Source organism: Micromonospora maris AB-18-032, from assembly GCF_000204155.1.
In the GTDB taxonomy this organism is placed as follows: Bacteria; Actinomycetota; Actinomycetes; order Mycobacteriales; family Micromonosporaceae; genus Micromonospora; species Micromonospora gifhornensis.
Map to the genome: position 1 here is coordinate 5,976,327 of NC_015434.1, position 22,178 is coordinate 5,998,504.

Annotated in this window: 18 protein-coding genes and 1 pseudogene; 7 read left to right on the forward strand and 12 right to left on the reverse strand. The window is 72.1% G+C overall.

Annotated elements, in window-relative coordinates; all coding sequences use genetic code 11:
* Nucleotides 1-6: 6 nt before the first annotated feature.
* The 5 genes from VAB18032_RS26445 to VAB18032_RS26465 form a co-directional block, all read right to left on the reverse strand.
* Nucleotides 7-1,323, reverse strand: a complete 1,317-nt coding sequence (locus tag VAB18032_RS26445) for a DUF2252 domain-containing protein (protein ID WP_013735994.1) — start codon at nucleotides 1,321-1,323, stop codon at nucleotides 7-9.
* 40 nt (nucleotides 1,324-1,363) lie between these two features.
* Nucleotides 1,364-1,957 carry an NADH-quinone oxidoreductase subunit B gene (locus VAB18032_RS26450; RefSeq protein WP_013735995.1) on the reverse strand — a complete coding sequence of 198 codons (594 nt, stop codon included), beginning with the start codon at nucleotides 1,955-1,957 and terminating at the stop codon, nucleotides 1,364-1,366.
* Nucleotides 1,958-2,065: 108 nt separating this feature from the next.
* Nucleotides 2,066-3,565, reverse strand: a complete 1,500-nt coding sequence (locus VAB18032_RS26455; protein WP_013735996.1) for a pyridoxal phosphate-dependent decarboxylase family protein — start codon at nucleotides 3,563-3,565, stop codon at nucleotides 2,066-2,068.
* Complete coding sequence (locus VAB18032_RS26460; protein WP_013735997.1) at nucleotides 3,562-4,998, reverse strand: MFS transporter; 1,437 nt, start codon at nucleotides 4,996-4,998, stop codon at nucleotides 3,562-3,564. The genes VAB18032_RS26455 and VAB18032_RS26460 overlap by 4 nt, the downstream gene beginning before the upstream one ends.
* Nucleotides 4,999-5,030: 32 nt before the next feature.
* Nucleotides 5,031-5,345: an MGMT family protein gene (locus VAB18032_RS26465; protein WP_013735998.1), complete on the reverse strand. Its 315-nt coding sequence runs from the start codon at nucleotides 5,343-5,345 to the stop codon at nucleotides 5,031-5,033.
* Nucleotides 5,346-5,406: 61 nt separating this feature from the next.
* Between VAB18032_RS26465 and proB the strand changes: the two genes are divergently transcribed.
* Both proB and VAB18032_RS26475 read left to right on the forward strand, forming a co-directional pair.
* Complete coding sequence (gene proB, locus VAB18032_RS26470; protein WP_013735999.1) at nucleotides 5,407-6,516, forward strand: glutamate 5-kinase; 1,110 nt, start codon at nucleotides 5,407-5,409, stop codon at nucleotides 6,514-6,516.
* Between the two features lie 77 nt (nucleotides 6,517-6,593).
* Nucleotides 6,594-7,835 carry a glutamate-5-semialdehyde dehydrogenase gene (locus tag VAB18032_RS26475; RefSeq protein WP_013736000.1) on the forward strand — a complete coding sequence of 414 codons (1,242 nt, stop codon included), beginning with the start codon at nucleotides 6,594-6,596 and terminating at the stop codon, nucleotides 7,833-7,835.
* Nucleotides 7,836-8,084: 249 nt separating this feature from the next.
* Here VAB18032_RS26475 and VAB18032_RS26480 read toward each other — a convergent pair whose 3' ends face one another.
* The 6 genes and pseudogenes from VAB18032_RS26480 to VAB18032_RS26505 all read right to left on the reverse strand — a co-directional run.
* Nucleotides 8,085-8,906: a prenyltransferase/squalene oxidase repeat-containing protein gene (locus VAB18032_RS26480; protein WP_013736001.1), complete on the reverse strand. Its 822-nt coding sequence runs from the start codon at nucleotides 8,904-8,906 to the stop codon at nucleotides 8,085-8,087.
* 154 nt (nucleotides 8,907-9,060) lie between these two features.
* On the reverse strand, nucleotides 9,061-10,281 hold the full coding sequence (moeZ, locus tag VAB18032_RS26485) for an adenylyltransferase/sulfurtransferase MoeZ (protein WP_193386276.1): 1,221 nt from the start codon (nucleotides 10,279-10,281) through the stop codon (nucleotides 9,061-9,063).
* 85 nt (nucleotides 10,282-10,366) lie between these two features.
* Nucleotides 10,367-11,059, reverse strand: coding sequence for a DUF3152 domain-containing protein (locus tag VAB18032_RS26490; protein WP_013736003.1), 693 nt, complete (start codon nucleotides 11,057-11,059; stop codon nucleotides 10,367-10,369).
* Between the two features lie 167 nt (nucleotides 11,060-11,226).
* A complete protein-coding gene (locus VAB18032_RS26495; RefSeq protein WP_013736004.1) occupies nucleotides 11,227-12,144 on the reverse strand; it encodes a DUF3152 domain-containing protein in 918 nt (305 codons plus the stop codon).
* Nucleotides 12,141-13,115 (reverse strand): alpha/beta fold hydrolase, encoded by a 975-nt coding sequence (locus tag VAB18032_RS26500; protein WP_013736005.1) that lies wholly within the window; start codon nucleotides 13,113-13,115, stop codon nucleotides 12,141-12,143. The genes VAB18032_RS26495 and VAB18032_RS26500 overlap by 4 nt, the downstream gene beginning before the upstream one ends.
* A 24-nt stretch (nucleotides 13,116-13,139) precedes the next feature.
* Nucleotides 13,140-14,534: pseudogene (locus VAB18032_RS26505) on the reverse strand (hypothetical protein); the annotation flags it as partial.
* A 1,989-nt stretch (nucleotides 14,535-16,523) separates the two neighbouring features.
* Here VAB18032_RS26505 and VAB18032_RS26510 point away from each other — a divergent pair.
* The gene (locus VAB18032_RS26510) at nucleotides 16,524-17,162 is read left to right on the forward strand and encodes a TetR/AcrR family transcriptional regulator (RefSeq protein WP_013736007.1); all 639 of its coding nucleotides are present in this window, start codon (nucleotides 16,524-16,526) and stop codon (nucleotides 17,160-17,162) included.
* 63 nt (nucleotides 17,163-17,225) lie between these two features.
* Nucleotides 17,226-17,453, forward strand: coding sequence for a DUF3107 domain-containing protein (locus tag VAB18032_RS26515; RefSeq protein ID WP_013736008.1), 228 nt, complete (start codon nucleotides 17,226-17,228; stop codon nucleotides 17,451-17,453).
* 66 nt (nucleotides 17,454-17,519) lie between these two features.
* On the opposite strand, the gene VAB18032_RS30950 is transcribed toward VAB18032_RS26515, so the two are convergent.
* Nucleotides 17,520-17,678: a ferritin-like fold-containing protein gene (locus VAB18032_RS30950; RefSeq protein ID WP_013736009.1), complete on the reverse strand. Its 159-nt coding sequence runs from the start codon at nucleotides 17,676-17,678 to the stop codon at nucleotides 17,520-17,522.
* 518 nt (nucleotides 17,679-18,196) lie between these two features.
* Here VAB18032_RS30950 and VAB18032_RS26525 point away from each other — a divergent pair.
* The 3 genes from VAB18032_RS26525 to VAB18032_RS26535 all read left to right on the forward strand — a co-directional run bounded on the left by VAB18032_RS26525 (nucleotide 18,197) and on the right by VAB18032_RS26535 (nucleotide 22,171).
* Entirely contained in the window at nucleotides 18,197-19,888 is a 1,692-nt protein-coding gene (locus tag VAB18032_RS26525; RefSeq protein ID WP_013736010.1) for a DEAD/DEAH box helicase, read from the forward strand.
* Nucleotides 19,889-20,330: 442 nt separating this feature from the next.
* Nucleotides 20,331-21,635: a class I SAM-dependent methyltransferase gene (locus VAB18032_RS33040; RefSeq protein ID WP_013736011.1), complete on the forward strand. Its 1,305-nt coding sequence runs from the start codon at nucleotides 20,331-20,333 to the stop codon at nucleotides 21,633-21,635.
* 119 nt (nucleotides 21,636-21,754) lie between these two features.
* Complete coding sequence (locus VAB18032_RS26535) at nucleotides 21,755-22,171, forward strand: helix-turn-helix domain-containing protein (protein WP_043721987.1); 417 nt, start codon at nucleotides 21,755-21,757, stop codon at nucleotides 22,169-22,171.
* Nucleotides 22,172-22,178 lie beyond the last annotated feature (7 nt).

Consider the following 22,178-nt stretch of genomic DNA (forward strand, 5'->3'; position numbering starts at 1 on the left):
ACCGCGTCAGATGCCGGGCAGCCGACCGTTGCGGAACAGGTCGACGAAGAGCTGGTGATCCTGGCGAGCCCGGACCCCGTACGCGTGGGCGAAGTCGACCAGGTGCGCGACGAAGCCGGCCGGGTCGGCGGCCACCACCGCGACGATCGCCTCCTCGGTCGAGTAGTCGACCAGGTCGTGGCTGGACTCGTCGTCGGCGACCGAGTGCATCCGGGCGACCGCCCGACCCAGGTCGGCCAGCACCCCGGCCAGTTCCTCGGGCTCGTTGACGTCGGCCCAGTCCAGGTCGGCGGCGTACGGGGAGACCTCGGCCACGAGCTGACCCACCCCGTCCAGCTCGGTGAAGCCCACCCACGGGTCGGCGTGCGCCTGCAGGGCCCGCTGCGACTCGGCGGTGCGGTGGCCCTGGTGCCGGAAGTAGCCGCGGACCCCCTCGTCGTCGACGTGCCGGGCGACCGCCGGCACCTGGGCCTGCTTCATGTAGATGATGACGTCGTTCTCCAGCGCCTGCGTGTGCCCCTCCAACAGGAGGTTGTACGAGGGCAGCCCGGCCGAACCGATGCCCACGCCCTTGCGCAGCACCACGTCCTTGATCTGCGCCGCCAGGGGCCGATTCTGCGCGGTCGCCGCCGGCAGGGTGTCCAGGTACGCCTCGAACGCCGCACAGACCTTGGCCCGTACGTCGCCGTCGACCTCGTACACCCCGTCGCGCAGGGAGAACCGCCGCTCGTACGCGTCGATGGTGGTCTGTTCCCGCAGCAGGTCGACCCGGGTGTTGAGCCGGGCCTGCTGGAGCACCCGGCGCAGCACACCGTCGGCGTTGTCGAGGGTGATCGACCCGATGGCGTCGTCACCGCCCTCGGCGATGGCCCGCAGCTCGGTCAGGTAGCTCTCGGCGAAGCCCGCCACCAGCTCGCTGATCACCCGGTCGGAGAGCGCCTTGGTGTAGCCGATCAGCGCCACGCTGGCGACGAAGCGTCGCAGGTCCCAGGTGAACGGTCCGACGTACGCCTCGTCGAAGTCGTTGACGTTGAACACGAGCTGGCCGGAGCCGTTCATGTACGTGCCGAAGTTCTCCGCGTGCAGGTCACCGTGGATCCACACTCGACTGGTCTGGTCGTCGAGGAAGCGGTCGTCGGCGAAGTCGCCACGCTGGTCGGCGTAGAAGAGGCTGGCGCTGCCCCGGTAGAAGGCGAACGGGGAGGCAGCCATTTTGCGGAATTTACGGCGGAAGGCGGCCGGGTCGAGCGCCATCAGCGCGCCGAACTCCTGGGCCAGCACCTCGACGATGAAGGCGGAACGTTTCTCCGCGAGGTCGGTCATGATCCGTACGCTAGCTCCCGGCCGCCACCTCGACGGCGGATCAGGCGTTCGGCGGGCGGACCGGCGGGGCGGTCAGCGAGGCGGTGGAGCGCGGCATCACGCCGCCGCCGGGCGAAAGGTCGCCGGGCGCGGTGTCGGTGGGCGGGGCGAGCGGGTCGGGGCGCGGCACCCCGCCGATGCCGGACTGCTCGGCGGCGATCTTCTCCTGGAGCCGGAGGATGCCGTGCAGCAGCGCCTCGGGCCGGGGCGGGCAGCCCGGCACGTAGACGTCGACCGGGATGAGCTGGTCGACACCCTTGGTCACCGAGTACGAGTCCCAGTAGGGGCCGCCGCAGTTGGAGCAGGCGCCGAAGGAGATGACGTACTTGGGCTCGGGCATCTGGTCGTAGAGCCGCTTGATCGCCGGGGCCATCTTGTCGGTGACGGTGCCGGAGACCACCATCAGGTCGGCCTGACGGGGGCCATGCGCGAACGGGATGACGCCGAGACGCATGAAGTCGTGCCGGGACATGCTCGTCGCGATGAACTCGATGGCGCAACAGGCCAGCCCGAAGTTGAAGACCCAGAGCGAGTAGCGCCGGCCCCAGTTGAGCACGAACCGGATCGGCTCGCCGAGCACCGCCGGCAGCTGCACGACCGCCCCCTTCCGTTTCCCCGACAGTCAACCACAGCCCTTTCGGTAAGGAAGGGCACCCTGTTAACGCCTGGCGTTGTACAGGGGCCCCTTCCTAACACCGGCCGGTCAGTAGGACGGGCGTTGCAGCAGGCTGACGAACTCGACGAGCAGCCGCTCGCGCAGCGCCGGTGGCGCGGCGTCGAGCAGAGTGTTCACCGGCGCCATCCGCTCCGGCAGCCCACCGCCTGCGCCGGAGTCCGGCCCGCCGACCACGCCGAGGCCCAGCCCGGCGGCCAGGCCCGCGACCAGGTCACCGGTGAGCGCCTCCGGGGAGAGCGCACCGGCCAGCGCGAGTAGTTCCGGTGGCAGGGTGACCGGCCCGGCGACTGCGGCCGCGGCGACCGCCTCGGCCAGGTCGGCGGCGAACTCCGCCGCGCGGGGGGCCACCGCCGCGGTCACCGTCAGGTGCACGCTGCGCGGCAGTCCGGCGTACGTGAGCTGGGGTTGGGTGTGCCAGCCCCGGGCCGCCAACTCGTCGACCAGGACGAACAGGTCGGGCCCGGAGTCGGTGCTGGTGAAGCAGACGACAGTCGACTCCGGTTCGGTGATCAGCCGCAACCCGTCGACCTCGCGTACGGCGTCGGCCAGCACCCGTACGGCGTCGCGGGTCCGTCGGGTCAGCTCCAGGTAGCCGTCGTCGCCGAGGTGTCGCAGGGTGGCGTACGCGGCGGCGATCGGCCCACCCGAACGGGTCGAGGAGATCACCGGGTTGATCATCGTGTAGCCGGGCCAGTCGGCGTACGCGAAGTACTGCGGTGCCCGCAGCGCCGGATCGCGATGCAGCAGCACCGAGACGCCCTTCGGGGCGTACGCGTACTTGTGCAGGTCCACCGAGATCGAGGTGACGCCGGGTACGGCGAAGTCGAACGCGGGCACCGGCTCGCCGAGGCGGCGCAGGTACGGCAGGGTCCAGCCGCCGAAGCAGGCGTCGACGTGGCAGCGCACCCCGGCTGCGGCGGCCACCTCGGCGATCTGCGCGACCGGGTCGATGACACCGTGCGCGTACGACGGGGCGGAGCAGACCACCAGGACCGTCTCGGGACCGATCGCGGCGGCCACGTCGGCGACCGCCGGCCGGAGCGTCTCCGGGTCGATCGGCACCGAATCGATCTCCACCCGCAGGTAGTGCGCCGCCTTGGCGAACGCCGCGTGCGCGCTCGCCGGCACCACGATCCGGGGCGCGTCGATCTCCGGCCGGGCGTCCCGGGCCGTCTTCACGGCGAGGATCAGTGACTCGGTGCCACCGCTGGTCACGCTGCCGACCACCTCCGGCGCACTCGTGCCCGGCCCACCGCCGAGCACCCGGGCCGCCGCCCCCACCAGCGCGTTCTCCATCGCCAACAGCGACGGAAAAGCAGTCGGATCGAGCCCGTTGACATGTGCACTCTCGGCGTAAGCGGCGGCAGCCAACTCATCCAGCCCCGCCACCCCCGGGTCGTACACATAGGCGAACAACCGCCCCCCATGCGTAGGCCGATCCAGCCCCCGCAGCTCCCGTACCTCCCCCAACACCCGCTCCGCCGCCACACCGCGCGCGGGCAGCGCCCCCATACTCTCGTCGATCATGGACTTGTCGTCCCCTCTTCATGGTGGTTAGCGGCTTTTGTCCCGACCACAACTCCATGATCGGCGGACAAAGGGGTGGGGGTGGGGAGGGTGGTGAGGAGGGCTTCGGTGAGGTTGTAGGGACGGAGGAGGAGGCTGGCCAGGGCGATGAGGAGGGCGGGGAGGATGGTGAAGCCCAGGAGGACGCCGAGACGGGCGGTGTCGGACTGGGCGGCGGAGGTGCCGGTGGTGGAGGAGACGTAGCCGGTCAGGGCGAGCACCAGGCCGTAGATGCCTGGGCCCAGTGCCAGGCCGAAGGTCTCCCCGGCGGTCCACAGGCCGGTGAAGACGCCGGCCTGACGGCGGCCGGTGCGGGCGGTGTCGTACGCGATGCAGTCCGGGAGCATGGCCAGCGCGAACACCTGCTGCCCGGCGTACCCGACCCCGATCAACGCGACCAGCAGGTAGATCACGGCGGCGGGCAGCAGCGGCGCGGCGACCAGCGCCAGCCCACCGCCGGCCAGGATCAGCGACGCGATCACCAGCCCGGCGAGCTTGCCCAGCCGGGCTCCCACCCGCGACCACAGTGGCATCACCACCAGCGCGGGCCCGACGAAACAGAGGAACAGCAGGGTCGGGCCGGTCTTCGGGTCGCGCAGGATCTGGTCGGCGAAGTACTGCACCCCGGCGAGGATCGTCGCCACCCCGGCGGACTGCACCACGAAGCAGAGCAGCAGCGCCCGGAACGGCCGGTTGCGGCCGGCCACCGCGAGTTGGGCCCGCAGGCTGGGCTCGCTCTCGGTGACCACCTGCTGGGGCGCGGACCGGGTGCCCAGGAACGCGCCGACCGCACCGAGCGCGATCAGCGCGGCGACGAAGAGCCCCATCCAGCGGTGTCCGGACAGGCCACCGCCGGCCGCGTCACGGACCAGCGGGGCCACCGCACCGGAGACCAGGATGGCAAGCGCCAGCACCGCGATCCGCCAGGTCATCATCCGGGTACGTTCGGCGTAGTCGCTCGTCAACTCGGCCGGCATGGCCACGTACGGCACCTGGAAGAAGGCGAACGCGGTCGCCGTGGCCAGGAAGGCGACGGCGACGTACGCCCCGGCCGCCGACCCGGCACCGAACGGCGCCGCGAAGATCGACCCGAAGAGTACGGCCAGCGCCAGCCCACCGACGAGCAGGTACGGCCGCCGGGCACCCCAGCGGGAGCGGGTCCGATCGGAGATCCGCCCGGCGACCGGGTTGACCAGCACGTCCCACGCCTTCGGCAGGAGCACCAGCAACGCCGCGACGCCCGCGGCCACGCCGAGCGTGTCGGTCAGGTACGGCAGCAGCAACAGCCCCGGCACGGTGCCGAACGCCCCGGTGGCCAGCGAGCCGAGCGCATAGCCGGCGTGCACCTTGCGGGGCAGGGCCGGTGCGCCGGATCCACTCGGCGGTGCGGTCATGGCGCCGAATGTTACTCACGTCATGGCTCTCGTCACACCCCCTCACCGGGCCGCCAACCGGCGGCTCTCATGTCCACCCGGTCCTGGCGCAGCGGCGTACCCTCGGCGAGCCAGCGCGCCCGCGCCTCGGCAGCGATCCGGGCCGGCATCGCACCGCTGGCGTTGACCACCCGGTGCCATCCGACGGCAGCACCGTGCCGCGCCATGATCGAGCCGACCAGCCGGGCGGACGCCCGACCCGAGCGCTCGGCGAGCGCGTCGGCGACCGCCCCGTACGACATCACCCGACCGGGCGGGATCCGGTCGACCAGTTCCAGCACCGCCTCGACGTACTCGTCTGGTGTCACGACCAGCCAGAGTATGGGAACGCCGACGGGTGGCTCACCGACGACAGCGCAGAATAGGCGGGTGCGCGACGCAGTCACCACGGCCCGACGGGTCGTCGTCAAGATCGGTTCCTCCTCGTTGACCACCGCCACCGGCGGGTTGGACGACGAGCGTCTCGACGCGCTTGTCGACGCGCTCGACACGCGTACCGTCGACGGCCGCGAGGTGGTGCTCGTCTCCTCCGGCGCGATCGCCGCCGGTCTCGCGCCGCTCGGGTTGGCCCGGCGTCCGCGCGACCTGGCCACCCAGCAGGCCGCCGCGAGCGTCGGCCAGGGCCTGCTGATCGGCCGGTACGCCGCCGCGTTCGCGCGGCACGGTCGCACCGTCGGCCAGGTGCTGCTGACCGTCGACGACGTGACCCGACGGGCGCACTACCGCAACGCGTACCGCACCCTGCGCAAGCTGCTCGACCTGCGGGCCGTACCGATCGTCAACGAGAACGACACGGTCGCCACCGAAGAGATCCGATTCGGCGACAACGACCGGCTGGCCGCTCTGGTGGCCGCGCTCGTCGACGCCGACCTGCTGGTGCTGCTCTCCGACGTCGACGCCCTCTGGACCGGCAACCCGTCGCGCCCCGGCGCACGCCGCATCGCCGAGGTACGCGACGAGTCGGACCTGGCCGGCGTCGACATCGGCGGCACCGGCCGCTCCGGCGTCGGCACCGGCGGCATGGTGACCAAGGTCGAGGCGGCCCGGATCGCCACCGGATTCGGCATCCCGGTGGTGCTCACCTCCGCCACGCAGGCCGTTGCGGCGCTGGCCGGTGAACCGGTCGGCACCTTCTTCCACCCCAGCTCCAAACGGCCGGCGGCCCGGCTGTTCTGGCTCGCCCACGCGACCTCGCCCCGGGGCCGGCTGCACCTCGACCCGGGTGCGGTCGCCGCCGTCGTCGGCCGACGCAAGTCGCTGCTGCCGGCCGGGATCACCGCCGTGGACGGGGCGTTCACCGCCGGGGATCCCGTCGACCTGGTCGACACCGCCGGCGCCCCGGTCGCCCGAGGACTCGTCAACTACGACGCGGTCGAGCTGCCCGGCCTGCTCGGACGCTCCACCGCCGACCTTGCTGCGGCGCTCGGCCCGGCGTACGAACGTGAGGTCGTCCACCGCGACGACCTCGTACTGCTGTAGATGCTGGTAAGGAAGGGCCCCTTATTAACGCCTGGCGTATTACAAGGGCCCCTTCCTAACACTGTGAGGAGCATGGGATGAGCGTGAGCGAGCAGGCACGTCGGGCACGGACCGCAGGGGAGACGCTGGCGGTAACGACGCGTACCGCCAAGGACGCCGCGCTGAACGCGATGGCCGACGCGCTGGTGGCACGTACCCCGGAGATCCTGGCCGCGAACGCCGCGGACCTGGCGGCCGGACGCGAAGCCGGACTGAGCGCGGCCGTGCTGGACCGGCTCGCCCTCGACGAGGGCCGGATGGCCGGCATCGCCGACGCGCTGCGCCAGATGGCCGCGCTGCCCGACCCGGTGGGTGAGGTGGTACGCGGCTCGACCCTGCCCAACGGGCTGGAGCTGCGGCAGATCCGGGTGCCGTTCGGCGTGGTCGGCATCGTCTACGAGGGGCGGCCGAACGTCACCGTGGATGCTGCCGGCATCTGCCTGAAGTCCGGTAACGCGGCGCTGCTGCGCGGCTCCTCGTCGGCTGCCCACTCCAACGCCGCGCTGGTGGCGGTGCTGCGCGACGCGATCGTCAGTGCCGGCCTGCCCGCGGACGCGGTGCAACTGCTCGACTCCAGCACCCGCGACTCGGTCAAGGAACTGATGCGCGCCCGGGGCCTGGTGGACGTGCTGATCCCGCGCGGCGGGGCGTCGCTGATCCGGACCGTGGTCGAGGAGTCCACCGTGCCGGTGATCGAGACCGGGGTGGGCAACTGCCACGTCTACGTCGACGACGCCGCCGACCTGCCGATGGCCGTGTCGATCACCCTGAACGCCAAGACGCAGCGGCTGTCCACCTGCAACACCGCCGAGTCGCTGCTGGTGCACGCGGCCGTCGCCGACGACTTCCTGCCGCCGATGCTGGCCGCCTTCGCCGAGGCCGGCGTGACCGTACACGGCACCGCCGAGGTGGCCCGGTTCTCCGACGCGGTGGTCCCCGCCACCGACGAAGACTTCGCCACCGAATACCTCAGCGCCGACATCTCGGTCACCGTCGTCGACTCCCTCGACGCGGCGGTCGCGCACATCCGCCGGTACGGCAGCGGCCACACCGAGGCCATCGTCACCGACTCGCAGTCCGCCGCCCGGGAGTTCGTGGCCCGCGTCGACTCGGCCGCAGTCATGGTGAACGCCTCGACCAGGTTCACCGACGGCGGCGAATTCGGTTTCGGCGCCGAGATCGGCATCTCCACCCAGAAGCTGCACGCCCGCGGCCCCATGGGCCTCCCCGAACTGACCAGCACCAAGTACGTAGTAACCGGCACCGGCCACCTCCGCTAACCCACCCCCCACCCCCGCCCCGCCCCCTCGCGGCCCCCGGCCCCCGGCCCCCGGCGCCCGGCCCCCGGCGCCCGGCCCCCGGCCCCCCGGCCCCCGGCCCCCGCGATCTTGCACTTTTGGTCGCCATCTCGCCTCCTTTTAGGGCTTTTGTCGCGACAGAAACTGCAAGATCGACGGGCGTGGGCGGGGTGCGCGGAGGCGGTGGGGATCACGCGAGGGTGGGCGGGGACGACGAGGGTGGGGGTGGGGTCAGCGGAAGGCGCGGATTACGGCGAGGGTGGTGTGTACGTCGAACTGGTGGCCGTCGTCGCTGGTCCAGCCGCCGTCGGAGCGTTGGGTCTCGGTCAGTCGGCGGCGGGCCGCGACCATGGTCCACTCCTGCTCGTCGACGCCGACGCGGCGTAGCGTCGAGGCGAGCCAGGCGGCGTCGGCGGGCGTGGACTGCGGGAGGCGCTCGGCGAGCACCGCCTTGATCCGCGCGGACTCGTAGAACAGTTGCTGGCGGTGCAGTACTGCGGCGGTGAGCCAACCAGTGGCCAGGAACGACGGCCAACTGCCGTCGGGGTTGAGGTGCGCGGCGAGCGCCTGGCCGGCGGCGTGCACCACGCCGGCGTACGCCCCGCCGACCCGGTGGTCCAGCGGCCCGGCGGCGCGGGCGTCCAGCCCGGCCACGGTGAGCCAGAAGGCCGCGTTGGCGGTGAGGTAGAGCCGTGCCTCGGGATCACCTGGTCGGGCCCACTCGGGGGCGACGTCGGCGAGCGCCTCGTCCTCCTCCCAGCAGCCGTCCCGCCGCTGGGCGGCGGCCAGCCAGTCCAGGGCCCGGCGGGCGGCCGGACGGCTCAGCGCGCCGAGGTCGTCCAGTTCGGCGAGGCGGAAGCAGGTGGCATCGACCGAGGCGACCTCGTCACCCCAGGAGGCCGGCCAGCCGCCGCCGAGGGTCTGCCCGACCTCGGCGCTGTCGAGCGTCTCGGGGGATGGCGGCGCGCCGGTGCGCAACCAGGAGAGGCGGGCACGTTCCACCGCATCTCCGTGTGCCACCACGAATCCGATCGCGGCGTCGATGTCGACCACGGCGGTCAGGCTACCGGCGCGTACCTGATCTCGCCTCGGTGAATCGGGCAGCCGACACCGACCCGACGGCAGGTGTGAGCAGGGCGTTGCGGCTGATGTTAAGAAGGGGCCCCTCCTCTACCGGAGGCGTTAAGAAGGGGCCCTTCCTTACACCTCAGTAGGCCGGGAGGGAGGGGTCGATCTGCTTGATCCAGGAGAGCACGCCGCCCTGCACGTGCACGGCGTCGCGGAATCCGGCCGCCTTCAGCGCGGCCAGCGCCTCGGCGGAGCGGACGCCGGACTTGCAGTGCAGCACGACCTGCTTGTCCTGCGGCAGCTTGGCCAGCGCCTCACCGGAGAGGATCTCGCCCTTGGGGATGAGCGTGGCGCCGGGGATGCGGACGATCTCGTACTCGGCCGGCTCCCGCACGTCGACCAGGAAGATGTCCTTGCCGGCGTCCTGCCACTCCTTGAGCTCGGCGGCGGTGATGGTGGAGTCGACCACCGCCTCCTGGGCCTCGACCGACACCGCGCCGCAGAAGTCCTCGTAGTCCTCCATCAGGTCGGTCAGGGTCGCATTCTCGCCGCAGAGCACGCAGTTCGGGTCCTTGCGGACCTTGATCTTGCGGTAGCTCATCTCCAGGGCGTCGTAGACCATCAGCCGGCCGACCAGCGGCTCACCGACACCGGCGAGCAGCTTGATCGCCTCGTTGACCTGGATCGAGCCGATCGAGGCGCAGAGCACACCGAGCACGCCGCCCTCGGCGCAGGAGGGCACCATGCCGGGCGGCGGGGGCTCCGGGTAGAGGCAGCGGTAGCAGGGGCCGTGCTCGGCCCAGAACACCGACGCCTGGCCGTCGAACCGGTAGATCGACCCCCAGACGTACGGCTTGCCGAGCAGCACCGCCGCGTCGTTGACCATGTAGCGGGTGGCGAAGTTGTCCGTACCGTCGACGATCAGGTCGTACTGGGCGAAGATCTCGCGGACGTTGTCCCGGTCCAGCGCAGTGTTGTGGATCTCCACGTTGACCAGCGGGTTGATCTCGCGGATGCTCGCCGCGGCCGACTCGGCCTTGGAGCGGCCGATATCGGAGACGCCGTGGATGATCTGCCGCTGGAGGTTCGACTCGTCGACGGTGTCGAAGTCGATGATGCCGAGGGTGCCGACCCCGGCGGCGGCGAGGTACATCAGGGCGGGGGAACCGAGGCCACCTGCGCCGACACAGAGCACCCGGGCGTTCTTCAGCCGCTTCTGGCCGGTCACCCCGACGTCGGGGATGATCAGGTGACGGGAGTAGCGGCGGATCTCGTCAACGGTCAGCTCGGCGGCGGGTTCGACGAGCGGGGGCAACGACACGGTGAACTCCCCGGAATCGATGGTGGGCAACCGGGCCATTGTTGCTCGCCGACATGGCCGTCGGCCATGAGCGGGGACACGTCGCCCGGCATACGGGAGCGGGAATAACGAACCGTCGGGCGGGTCACGGGACCAGGTCGCCGGCGTACCGCTGGCCGTCGAGGTAGGGCCAGGCGTTGGCCAGGCACCCCACCAGACCGTACGTCTGCTGTTGCATGACCGGCGCCGGGTGACCCGGGCCCGGGCACTGCTCGTGCCACTGACCGAACTCGTGCCCGACCTCGTGGTTGATCACGTAGGCCTGGTAGACCTCCAGCGGCGCCCCGTAGTCCGGCACCGCCTCCAGCCAGCGCGCCAGGTTGATGATCACCTTGCCGGGCAGCCGGCACGAGGTATAGCCCTCGGTGCTCAGGCCACCCTCGGCGCACATCACCTCCGAGGTCACCGGGGTGGCCAGGTAGACGGTGAAGTCGGCCCGGTCGAGTTCGGCGACCCGCTGCACCCGCAGGTCACCCGACCCGATCCAGCTGCGCGGGTCGGAGAGCACCGCGTCGACGTCGGCCGCGAATCCGGCCGGATCCTGCCCGGTCTCCTGCTCGACGGCCACCCGGTAGCGGGCGACCGGCCCGTCCACCCCGTGCACCGGTGAGTCTTCGCCGGCCACCAGGAACTGTCCGGCACCGGCAGCCGGGTACGCGCTCGGCGGCGGGCCCTGCTCCAGCACACCCTGCACGGCTCGACCGCGGCCCTCCGAATCCCGCGCCGCCCGGTCACCGGCCTGCGCCAGCCCTACCGTGACGGCGACCGCGAGCAGCATCAGGCCGAGGGGCAGGGCGAGGTCACGAGGCCGAACGGGCCGGCGGTCCGACGGTCGAGGCGAGCCCGCCGGACGCCCATCAAGGGGTGAAGAGGGCATGACCTCATCGTCGCACCCATATCGGGCTTAACTCCGCATAATCGACAGCTGTCAGCTCCGCCGCCCGGTCACAGCGGCGGCCCGGCGTAGCGCCGGCCGTCGAGGTACGGCCAGGGATTGGCGACACACCCCTTGAGGAAGAGGGTCTGCTGCATCATCACCGGCGCGGGCTTGCCCGCGCCCGGGCAGCGCTCGTGCCGGTTGCCCAACTGGTGCCCGACCTCGTGGTTGATCACGTACGTGCGGTAGACCGACAGCGGCACCTTCGCCTCGACGAAGTGCGGCACGGACCGCCGCCACCGCTCCAGGTTGATGATCACCTTTCCGGGTGCCCGGCAGGAGGTGTAGGGCCGCCCGCCGACCCGGATGTCGACCCCGCCGGCCGCGCACATCCGGCCCGCCGTCGCCGCCGTGGCCAGGTAGACGGTGAAGTCGTACCGGGACGACGTCTCCACCTGGCGCAGCCGCAGCCGCCCACTGTCGACCCAACTGCCCGGCCCGGTCAGCGCCACCTGCACCGCCAGCCCGAACTCGGCCGGGTCGACGCCCGCGCCGGCCTCCACCGCCACCCGGTACCGCTGAAGCCCACCGGCCTTGCCCAGCACCGGACCGGTCCGCTCGTCGTGGTCGAAGCGGCCCCGCCCGCCCGACGGCACCCGGCCGGGCTGCTGCAACACCGGTGCCGTGGGCGACGGCGTGACCACCGGCGGCGCGGACGACGACGGCCCGGACAACTGCGGTTCCGCGGGCGGTACGACCGCTGCCACCGGCGGCGGGACCGCCTGCACCTCGTCGGCATCGGCCGCACCCGGCAGCCAACCCGTACCCCCGGCCACCAGCATCACCCCGGCGCTGACCGCCACCAGCACGGACAGCCGGGCAGCGAGCTTGGGTCGATGGCCGGCACCCTGCCCCGACCGACTCGCGCGACGGGCGTGTCGGCCCGGCTGCCGACGGTGGCTACGAGGGATGACCATCCCGGTCATCCTGCCAGGTCGGCCCGGCTCCTCGCGTCCCCCGTCTCGGTGAGCAGCCCGACCACGGCCCGCGCCACCAGGCGCGGCACCTCCAGCTGTGCCACATGGCCGACACCGTCGAGCATCAACAGTCGACTGTCCGGGATCATCCGCGCGGTCTGCGGCGCCACCCGGACGTCGACCAACCGGTCCCGGCGTCCACCGACGACAAGGGTCGGCGCCTGTACCGACCGGGCCAGCCGCCACAACGAGTCCGACCCCGGCAGGTACGACCGCAGGAAGCTGTAGACCAACCCACGGAACGTACGCACGTAGGCCGCCGCATGGTGCTCCGCCTGATAGCGCACCCGGATCTCCTCCAGCGCCTCCTGCCGGCGCTGATCACTGATCCGGCTGAGGTCGGCCACGCACGCCTCCATCACCTGCCGCGCCATCACCTCCGGTGCCATCTGGCCCAGCCGCCAGGCGACCAGCCGCTCGCCCCGGGGGACGGCCAGCACGGGGAGCATCCGGCCCTGCAACGACCGGCGGAAGTCGAGGAACGGCAGGGCGGGCGAGACCAGGGTCAATGTCCGGACCAGATCCGGTCGCAGCGCGGCCACCCGCACCGAGATCGCCCCACCCAGCGAGTTGCCGAACAGGTGCACCGGCCCTCGGTCGGAGTGCTCGATCCAGCGGATCACCCGCTGCGCGAAGACCGGCACGGTGTACCGCCGGCCCGGCTCGCTGCGACCGAAGCCGGGCAGGTCGATCGCCTGGCCGTCGAGTCGGTCGGCGAGCAGGCCGGCCAGGTCGGTCCAGTTCTGCGAGGAGCCACCCAGCCCGTGCACGTACAACGCCGGTTCCGCGTCCGGCCGGGTGGCCGGGGTGTCGCGCACGTAGGTGACGGTGCCGTCGAGCCGTACCTGCCGGCCGGGCCAGGGTGGCGGAACCGAGTGGGCGGGCAGCAGCCGGTCGGGCGAGAGGATGGCGGGCTTCACCGTTCCAGTCTGCCCGCGTACCGCTCAGGCCAGCAGGGCCTCCAGCCGACGATTGACCGCAGCCAGTGTGGCGCGTACCACGGCCTGCCGGGGGTCACCGGCGACCAGTGCCGAACCGGCGAGCTGCTCGACCCACCCGTCACAGACCAGCAGCACCACGACGGTGGCCACCTCACAGTTGCCGAACGGCACCACAGCGGCGTGCTCGACGAAGCACCGTCCCCGCTCGGCGGTGCCGCCGGCACCACGCAGCAACTCGTCGATCGATGCCGCGGCGGCGACTGCGCAGAGCCGCAGCACGTAACCGTCCACGGCGGGGCCGGTGGCGTACCCGGCGGCGCTCTGTTCCCCGGCGATCAACCGGACCTCGACGGTGGCGTCGAGCCCGAAGGTGCTCACCTGCACGTGGTCGAGCACGACCCGGGGGCCGGGTCGGCCGCCGGTGTCCAACGGCCGTGACGGCGCAGACTCGGTGGTGGTCAGTTGCCCCCCGGAGTACGACGAACCGAGCGTCGCCGGGCTCCCCGTCGGGCCGGTCTCCTCCACGGTGGCCCGGCCACGTTGCGGTGCGGGTGCCGGACGGCGACGCCGGAACTGCTCCGTCGCCGGTTCGGTCCGGGCCGCCACGGTCTCCGCACGGGCACCCGCCGGCCGGTTGGTCGGACGCCGAGGCTCGCCGGTCGACCGGCCCTCGCCGTCACCACCCCGGTTGTCGGCGGAACGACGCCGCACCGGCGCGGCCGGCACCCCCGGCACGCCCTGCGGCGCGGCAGCCAGCCCCATCCGCTCCTGGAGCAGACGGGCGACCTGCCGACTCACCTCGGCCGGGTCGGCACCGTCGGCGAGGTCGAGGCGCAGGCTGTGGGCACCCGCCGGCGTACGGCGCAACAACGCACCGCGTACGCCGTCGACCCCCCGGACAGCATCGATGATCGCGTCGACGTCGAACCCCTCCGGCCGCTCACGCAGCGGTGCTGGCTCGTCGTCGCGACGCAGGTGGGTGGCGATCCGGGCGAGTTCCGGCGTTTCGGCAGGCGGCTCCACAGCAGGCGGCTCCGGCACGACGGGCACATCCGGCTCGGCGGGGACGCGCTGCGGCAACACCGCCGAGGTGCGGTCCGGCGACCGGCCGTTGCCCGGTTCCGCCGGCGGTACGGGTTCAGGCGCGGACCGACGTGCCGCGTAGGGCGCCGCGTTCGGCACACCGCTCGCGGCACGCGTCTGCTCGTGGCGTCCGATCCCGCCCGCGCCAGCACTGGCCAGCGAATCGGCCGCGCCCGCTGCCGTCGTCGGGTCGACGGGTGCCGGACGATTCGGCGTCCGCTCACTGGACACCGGACCGAGCCGGAACGGTCGATGGGCGGACAGGTCGCTCGCCCGCTGCGCATCCGAGCCAGCATCGGGATCAGAGGCGTGCCTGGCGTCGACCGGCCTGGTCTCTCCAGTCGGTCTGGGCTCCGTGGCCTGCCTGGGCTCGGCGGACGGCCCGACGTCGGCGAGCCGCCTGGCATCGGCGGACGGTCTGACATCGACGGGCCGCCTTCCATCGACGGGCGGCCTACCATCGGTGGCCGACCTGACGTCGGCGGGCGACCTGACGTCCGCGGCCGAGGTGACATCGGCGGGTGGCCTGGCATCGGCGGGTGGCCGGGGATCAGCGGGTGGCCGGGCGTCGGCCACCGGCCAGGGCTCGGGGGCGGGCGGCCAAGGTTCTGCGGCGGGCCAGGACTCCGCAGCGGGCCACGGTTCCGGGGCGGGTCTGGGTTCCCCGGCGGGTCTGGGTTCCGGGGCGGAGGCGGCCGAGTGGGGCTCGGGTGCGCCCTCCCAGGAGGTCGACGCACCGGCCGGCGGGGCGCTGGCCGGGCCGAGGGCCCAGGGCAGCCGCTCATCCGTCGGCGGTGGGGCGACCCGGGAACCCCAGGGCAGACCCTCGTCGGCCGGCGCAGCGCTGACCGGACGGGGAGCCCACGTCGGTCGTCCCAGTGCCGGTGGGGTGCTGGTCTGCGCCAGCGCCGTATCCGGCCGGTCCGACCCACCCTGCTCGGCCCAACCTGGCGGGCCCTGCTCGGCCCAGCTGGGCTGGCTCTGCTCGGCCCAGGCGGGGCCCTGTTCAGGTCGATCGGGCGGAGACTGCTGCGCGCCCGCTTCCGGCCGCTGACCGGAAGCGAACCCGGCCACCTCTCCCGGCCGTTGACCGGAAGCGAACCCGGCCACCTCGTACGGTCGGGGCTGCTCCACGCGTACTGCCTCGTAGGGGCGGGTCTGGTCGGCGCGCACCGGCTCGTACGGCCGATTCGGCTCGTGGGCCCAGGTCGGGCCGGATGCCTCACGCGAACGTCGACCGGACGGGTCGCCCTCGCCGCGCGCCCAGGCCGGCGCCCAGTCGCTGGCCGGACCTCGGCGCGCCCAGTCGGGCTGCGCGGCCTCGGCCGGTGACGGCTCCGTCGGCCAGGACCCGCCGGTTTCGCTTGGTGACTGATCGGTGGTGCCCGGGGCGACGGGGTCGGCGGACGCCCACTGCGGATCGGCACTCGACGCGGACCCGAGGTGCTCGTCCCAGCCGCGCGAGGGACGGCTCGGTTCGTCCGCACCGCGCTCGGCGGTCGGCGCGTGCAGACCGGGCGGCATCTCGAAGCCCGACGCGGCGGTACCGACCGGCGGCACCTGTGCGGCTGGCGGCGCAGAAGTCGGCACGCCGCCGGTCGGCGGCGCAGAGATCGGCACGCCGCTCATCGGCGGCGCGGAAGCAGGCACGACTCCAGCCGGCGGCGCGGAGGTCGGCAGGCCGCTGGTCGGCGGCGCGGAGGTCGGCAGGCTGCCGGCCGGCGGCACGGGGCGCTCACTGGCCGGTACGGGACGCGGTGCCGGCAGGACGAGGCGTTCGTGAGCGGGATCGTGTCCGGAATCACGTGCCCCGGGCGGGGCGCTCACTGGAGCGTGCCAGTCGGCCGAAGGATCATCTGAACCGTGGTGCACACCGTTGACCTGCTGACCGTTGACCCGCTCCGAGTGCTGCGGCTGCGTCGGCTCGCCTGCGGGGGCGGGAAGGTCGGCATAGCGTGACGACGCGGTGGACCACCCGGTCGGCGGCGGAATCACCCGCCAACGTTCCCCGGTCTCCTGGGAGGCCTCCGCGTTCCAGGACCAGTCACCGGTCGGTGGAGCCCACCCGTTGCCGGAACGGACCAGGTCATCCCGCTGACCCGTACCGTCGCCGTGTTCTCCCGGGGTGGCGGCACCGGGCTGTCCTGCTTCACTCACCGCGCGCTCCTTGGTCGCCCCCGCTGAGGCTACCGTGTGGCGACAGTGGCGATAAGTTACAGCGGCGGGCCAATTCCGCAAGGGGCCACCCAGGCCCCGGCCGGTTTGGGGGATATGCCGGCCCGTACAACATTCTCGGAGGTTCCCATGACCGCTGTGGGGAACGGCGCCCAGACCGCCGGCCGACCCACGCGCCTACCTCGTTCGGCGCGCCGCAAGCAGCTGCTCGCCGCAGCTCAGGAGGTGTTCGTCGCGCAGGGCTACCACGCCGCTGCGATGGACGACATCGCCGAGCGGGCGGGAGTCTCCAAGCCGGTGCTGTACCAGCACTTCCCGGGAAAGATGGAGCTGTACCTGGCCCTGCTCGACACGCACTGTGACGCCATCGTCGCCAAGGTGCATGACGCGATGGCCAGCACCACCGACAACAAGGAGCGGGTCGGCGCGTCGGTGCGGGCCTACTTCGACTTCGTCGACCACGAGAGCGAAGCCTTCCGGCTGGTCTTCGAATCCGACCTACGCAACGACCCGGCCGTACGGCAGCGGGTCGAACGGGTCGAGCAGGGCTGCATCGCGGCGATCACCGACACCATCATCTCCGACACCGGGGTCAGCCGCGCCCACGCCGAACTGCTCGCCTCCGGCCTGGTCGGTGCCGCCGAGACGGCGGCGCAGTTCTGGCTGGCCGGGGGCCGCCAGGTGCCCAAGGCCGAGGCCGAGGCACTGGTGGCCGCGCTCTCCTGGCGGGGCATCGCCAGCTTCCCGTTGCAAGGTGAGTCAGCCTGAACTACCGCCTTGTGATCGGATAGCCTTCGCAGGGCGGCCATTTCGCCCGACGGAGGAGGCACAGTGGAGGTCAAGATCGGCGTGCAGTACGCGCCGCGCGAGCTGGTCCTGGAGAGCGCGCAGTCGCCGGCCGAGATCGAGCGGATCGTGACCGACGCCGTCGCCAGGGGCGAGGGCACTCTGTCCCTGACCGACGAGAAGGGCCGGCGGATCATCGTGCCGGTCAGCAAGGTCGCCTACGTGGAGATCGCCGAGGCGTCTCCCCGAGCAGTGGGTTTCACCGTCCGCTGACGGTCAGTTGTTGAGTCCGGCGGCGGCCATCCGCGCGGTGTGCGAGTCGGTCAGCCGCCGGATCAATTACGCCTTCGTGACCGCTTCGGCCCAGTCGTGCGGCACGGTCAATTCGTGGTACGCCTGCCGCGGTTCCACGTACGGTGCCATCGCGTCGTCGGGTCGTACGCCCAGCGCAGTGAGGCGGTCCGCGGGACGCCGGTAGTTCCCGACCTCGGCGGCCATTTCGCCCAACGCGGCCCGACGCGGCAGATCCGGCGCAAGATGCGCGTCGCCGCCATTCGTTCGAAGGCGAGCAGTTCACCGAGGGCCACCCGGCCGAGAAGATCGACCACTGCGGAATTGGGCGCGTCGGGGCGACACCCGCGCAGGTTACCGCCCACGGGGAGCGCAACGAGACGCCCGACCCAGCGTCGAACTGGTCGACAGACCCCACTACCTGGTGATACACATCACATACAACCCCGCCCGGTGACGCTTGCCGGTTCGGAATCAGGACGGCGTAAGGCCCGTTCAGGTAGCATGGAGGAGTTGCCGTAGGCGCCGATCCGGCCGGAGTCGCAGTCGATCGAGGATGGCTTCCATCCCGAGTGACGGTCGATTCCGAGTCGAAGTCCGACCCACGGCGCGCGTGCGGCCCGGTCCGCTCGGCTTTCTGCCGCCGACCGTGTGGCCCGCGCCAAACCGAACGCGCCCTGAGGACATGACGGGGCGCACCCACGAGAGGGCACCCCCAAATCCATATGAGTGAGCTGACTCAAGACCTCACCGAAGGCCAGGAACTGGCCCCGACCGCCCCGGTCCGACCGGAGGCACCGACCTTCGCCGAGCTCGGCGCCCGCGCCGAGACCGTCGAGGCGCTGGCCGCGGCCGGCATCACCCGCGCCTTCGCCATTCAGGAGTACGCGCTGCCGATCGCACTGCGCGGCGCCGACCTGATCGGGCAGGCACCGACGGGCACCGGCAAGACCCTCGGCTTCGGCGTACCGCTGCTGGAGCGGGTCTTCGCGCCCGGCGAGGGCAGCGGCGACGGCCTGCCCCAGGCGCTGGTCGTGGTACCCACCCGCGAACTGGGCATCCAGGTCGCCAAGGACATCGCGGCCGCCGGCCGCACCCGGGGCGTACGCGTGCTGCCGATCTACGGCGGCGTGGCGTACGAGCCGCAGGTCGAGGCGCTGCGCAAGGGCGTGGAGATCCTCGTCGGCACGCCGGGCCGGCTGCTCGACCTCGCCAAGCAGAAGCACCTGCGCCTGAACGGCATCCGTGCGCTGGTGTTGGACGAGGCCGACCGGATGCTCGACCTGGGCTTCCTCGACGACGTCGAGCGGATCCTGGCGATGCTGCCCGAGGACCGGCAGACCATGCTGTTCTCGGCCACCATGCCCGACCCGATCGTGACGCTGTCCCGGCGATTCCTGCGCCACCCGATCACGATCCACGCCGGGCACACCGCGGAGACCGGCCCGTCCCCGCAGACCGAGCAGCTGGTCTACCGCACCCACTCGATGAACAAGGTCGAGATCGTCGCCCGGATCCTCCAGGCGGAGAGCCGCGGCCTGACGATGATCTTCACGCGGACCAAGCGCGCCGCCGACCGGGTCGCCGAGGATCTCGACTTCCGCGGCTTCGCCGTCGCCGCCGTACACGGTGACCTCGGCCAGGGTGCCCGCGAGCGGGCCCTGCGGGCCTTCCGGGCCGGAAAGATCGACACCCTGGTCGCCACCGACGTCGCGGCCCGGGGCATCGACGTCACCGGCGTCACCCACGTGATCAACTACGACTGCCCGGAGGACCAGGACACCTACACCCACCGCATCGGCCGCACCGGCCGGGCGGGCGCGAGCGGTGTCGCGGTTACCTTCGTCGACTGGGACGACATGCCGCGCTGGCGGATCATCGACAAGACCCTCGGGCTGGACATGCCCGAGCCGCAGGAGACATACCACACCTCCCCGCACCTCTACACCGACCTGCACATCCCGACCGACGTGACCGGCACCCTGCCGACCGCCGAGCGCACCCGCGCCGGGCTCTCCGCCGAGGTCGAGGAAGACCTGGGCGGCGGCCGCTCACGCCGAAGCGAACCGCGCGGCGGACGCCGCCGGGAGCGTGGACGCGGTGAAGGTCGCGAACGCGGTGAAGGTCGCGACCGTGGCGCAGGCCGCACGCGTCAGGACGGCGACGCCGACCCGGTGACCACCGAGTCCGCCGACCCGACCGGCGAGGGCAGCAGCCGTACCCCCCGCCGTCGCCGTCGCCGCCGCGCCGGCGAGGTCGTCACCGGCACCGACGCCGCCACCTCGGCCGCCGACACGACCACGGAGACCAGCGCCGGCACCGAGAGCGCCACCGGCGAGGCCCCGCGCCCCCGTCGCCGCCGGCGCCGCCGTGGCGTCGCATCCACCGCCGGTACGGCAGCCGAAGCAACCGACTGACCGACCCGTACCCGTCGCCGCACCGCCCCTGCCGGGCGGTGCGGCCTTTTGTCTCTGCCCTCTGCGACTTGTTCTCAGCACTTCTCCCGCCGAGCCCTTTCTGTCGCGACCGCTTTTGAAGGGTTGACGCCTCAGCCGATCGTCGGAGGTCGCGCACCGCCGCTCCCGGCCATCGTGCGCCCACTCCGACTGGCACCTCATCCTCTTCCTGCGGCCAGCGTCCCTGTCCCGGGCCACTCGCGCGCACGCAGCGCCACCGTCCCAGACCGCCGCGATGATCGTGCTCGATCAGTGATCGAGTGGTGTCGCTCGCTCTGCCAGGCCACTCGATCCCTGATCGAGCGCGATCTTGAGGTGGCTAGGGTGACCAGGCACGTAGGCCCGAGGCGGAGACGCGCAGGCCCGAGGCGGGGGGAGGTGGGTCGACAGGGAAGATGGGGTTATGCCCGAACCGTTGGACGCTGCTTTGGCCGAGGTCCGCTCGATGCTGCTCGGTGCCGGGTTGACCCGAGCCGTAGCCGCCGGTCGACGGCGTGGTCAACGTCCTTCGGTGGTCCGGGCGGAGCTGCGGCCGGTCGCGCTCAAGGCCGGCTCTCGGTTGCAGATCGTCACTTCCGATGGAGCGCGACCGTACACCCGCAACGTGGCGCCGGGCCCGGAGTCGGACGTGGCGGTCGAGGCGCTGCTGGCCGAGCCTTTCGGCAACTGGCACGTCGAGACTACGGACCTCACGCTGCAACTGCGGGTCACCAAGTCGGGTGAGGCGCAGGTGCACCGCAGGCGGACGGCACCGCCGGTCCAGGCCAACGGCGACCAGCCTGGCGCACAACAGCAGGTCGGCACGACGCAGGGCCGGCAACTGGCCGAGACGGCCGAGCGGCAGCAGCAGGCAGCCGGCGTGACGGAGCGCTGGCAGCAGGAACCGGCGTCCCAGCAGTCGGCTGTTGCGGTGCCGGGTGGGCATGACCGGGCCAAGGCGTACCTGCTCGATCCGGGGGATCCGATCTTCGCGGAGATCGGCGGTTCGGCGGCCAAGCGGCGGCAGGTGGACGCCTTCCTGCGGGCGCTGGCTGCCACGTTGCCCGGTGAGCTGACCGGGCCGCTGCGGGTGGTCGATCTCGGCTGCGGCAACGCCTACCTGACCTTCGCCGCGTACCGGTATCTCTCCCAGCGTGGTCTGGACGTGGAACTGGTCGGTGTGGACGTACGCGAGGATCAGCGTCGCCGTAACACCGAGTTGGCCGAGCGGCTGGGCTGGGCTGATCGGGTGCGTTTCGTGGCCGGCAGCATCGCCGACGCCGTGGTCGAGCCGGCGCCTGATCTCGTACTCGCACTGCATGCTTGTGACACCGCCACCGACGAGGCGCTGGCGCGGGCGGTGCGGTGGGGGGCGCGATGGGTGCTGGCCGCTCCGTGTTGCCATCACGACGTGGCGGCGCAGCTTCGTGCCGGTGGGACGCCGGCGCCGTACGGGCTGCTGACCCGGCAGGGCATCCTGCGGGAGCGCTTCGCGGACGTCCTCACCGACGCGCTGCGTGCCGGGCTGCTGCGGCTGCACGGCTACCGGGCCGAGGTGGTCGAGTTCGTCGAGTCCGCGCATACGCCACGCAACCTGCTCATCCGGGCCAGGCGTACGGGTGCCGCCCCGACCCGCGATCAACAGGCGGAATACCGACAGTTGGTCGAGCAGTGGCGTGTCGCACCCCGGCTGGAAACCCTGCTCAGTCAGAAGCCTGCGGATCGTTAGGCGGGTACGGGTCCCGCCCCCGAGACCACTTGGTCGGTCAGTCAATTGTTTCCTGCTTCTCCCGTACTACTCTCGAAGAACGCACCGTCAGGTGCCGGTCGGGAGGGAAGACCCACCGGATGGGTTCGGCAGAAATATCGCCACAGATGGCGTTTGCGCGCTTCGTGCGACGGGCTATCGACGACGCTCGCGAGGAACGTGGGTGGACCGTCACCGACCTGGCCGCGCACACCGGAGTCGGTCGTTCCACCGTCTTTCGCTGGCTGGCCGGCGACTGGCAGGACTACCCGGAGCTGGCCAAGGTACGCGGCTTCTGCGCCGCCCTGGACCTGCCGGTCGCGGCAGCATTCCGCGCGCTCGGCCTGCCCGACACCGGCTCGGGACCGGTGCGACTGGGCAGCGAGGGCCCGGTCGAGGCGGACGTCCGGGTGATCCTGCAGCGGCTGGCGGATCCGACCGTGCCGGCCGAGGAGAAGCACCACATCCGTGACCTGCTGCGCTACCTCGCCCGCCGCCCGATCCGCCGCGCCGGCTGACGTAGCG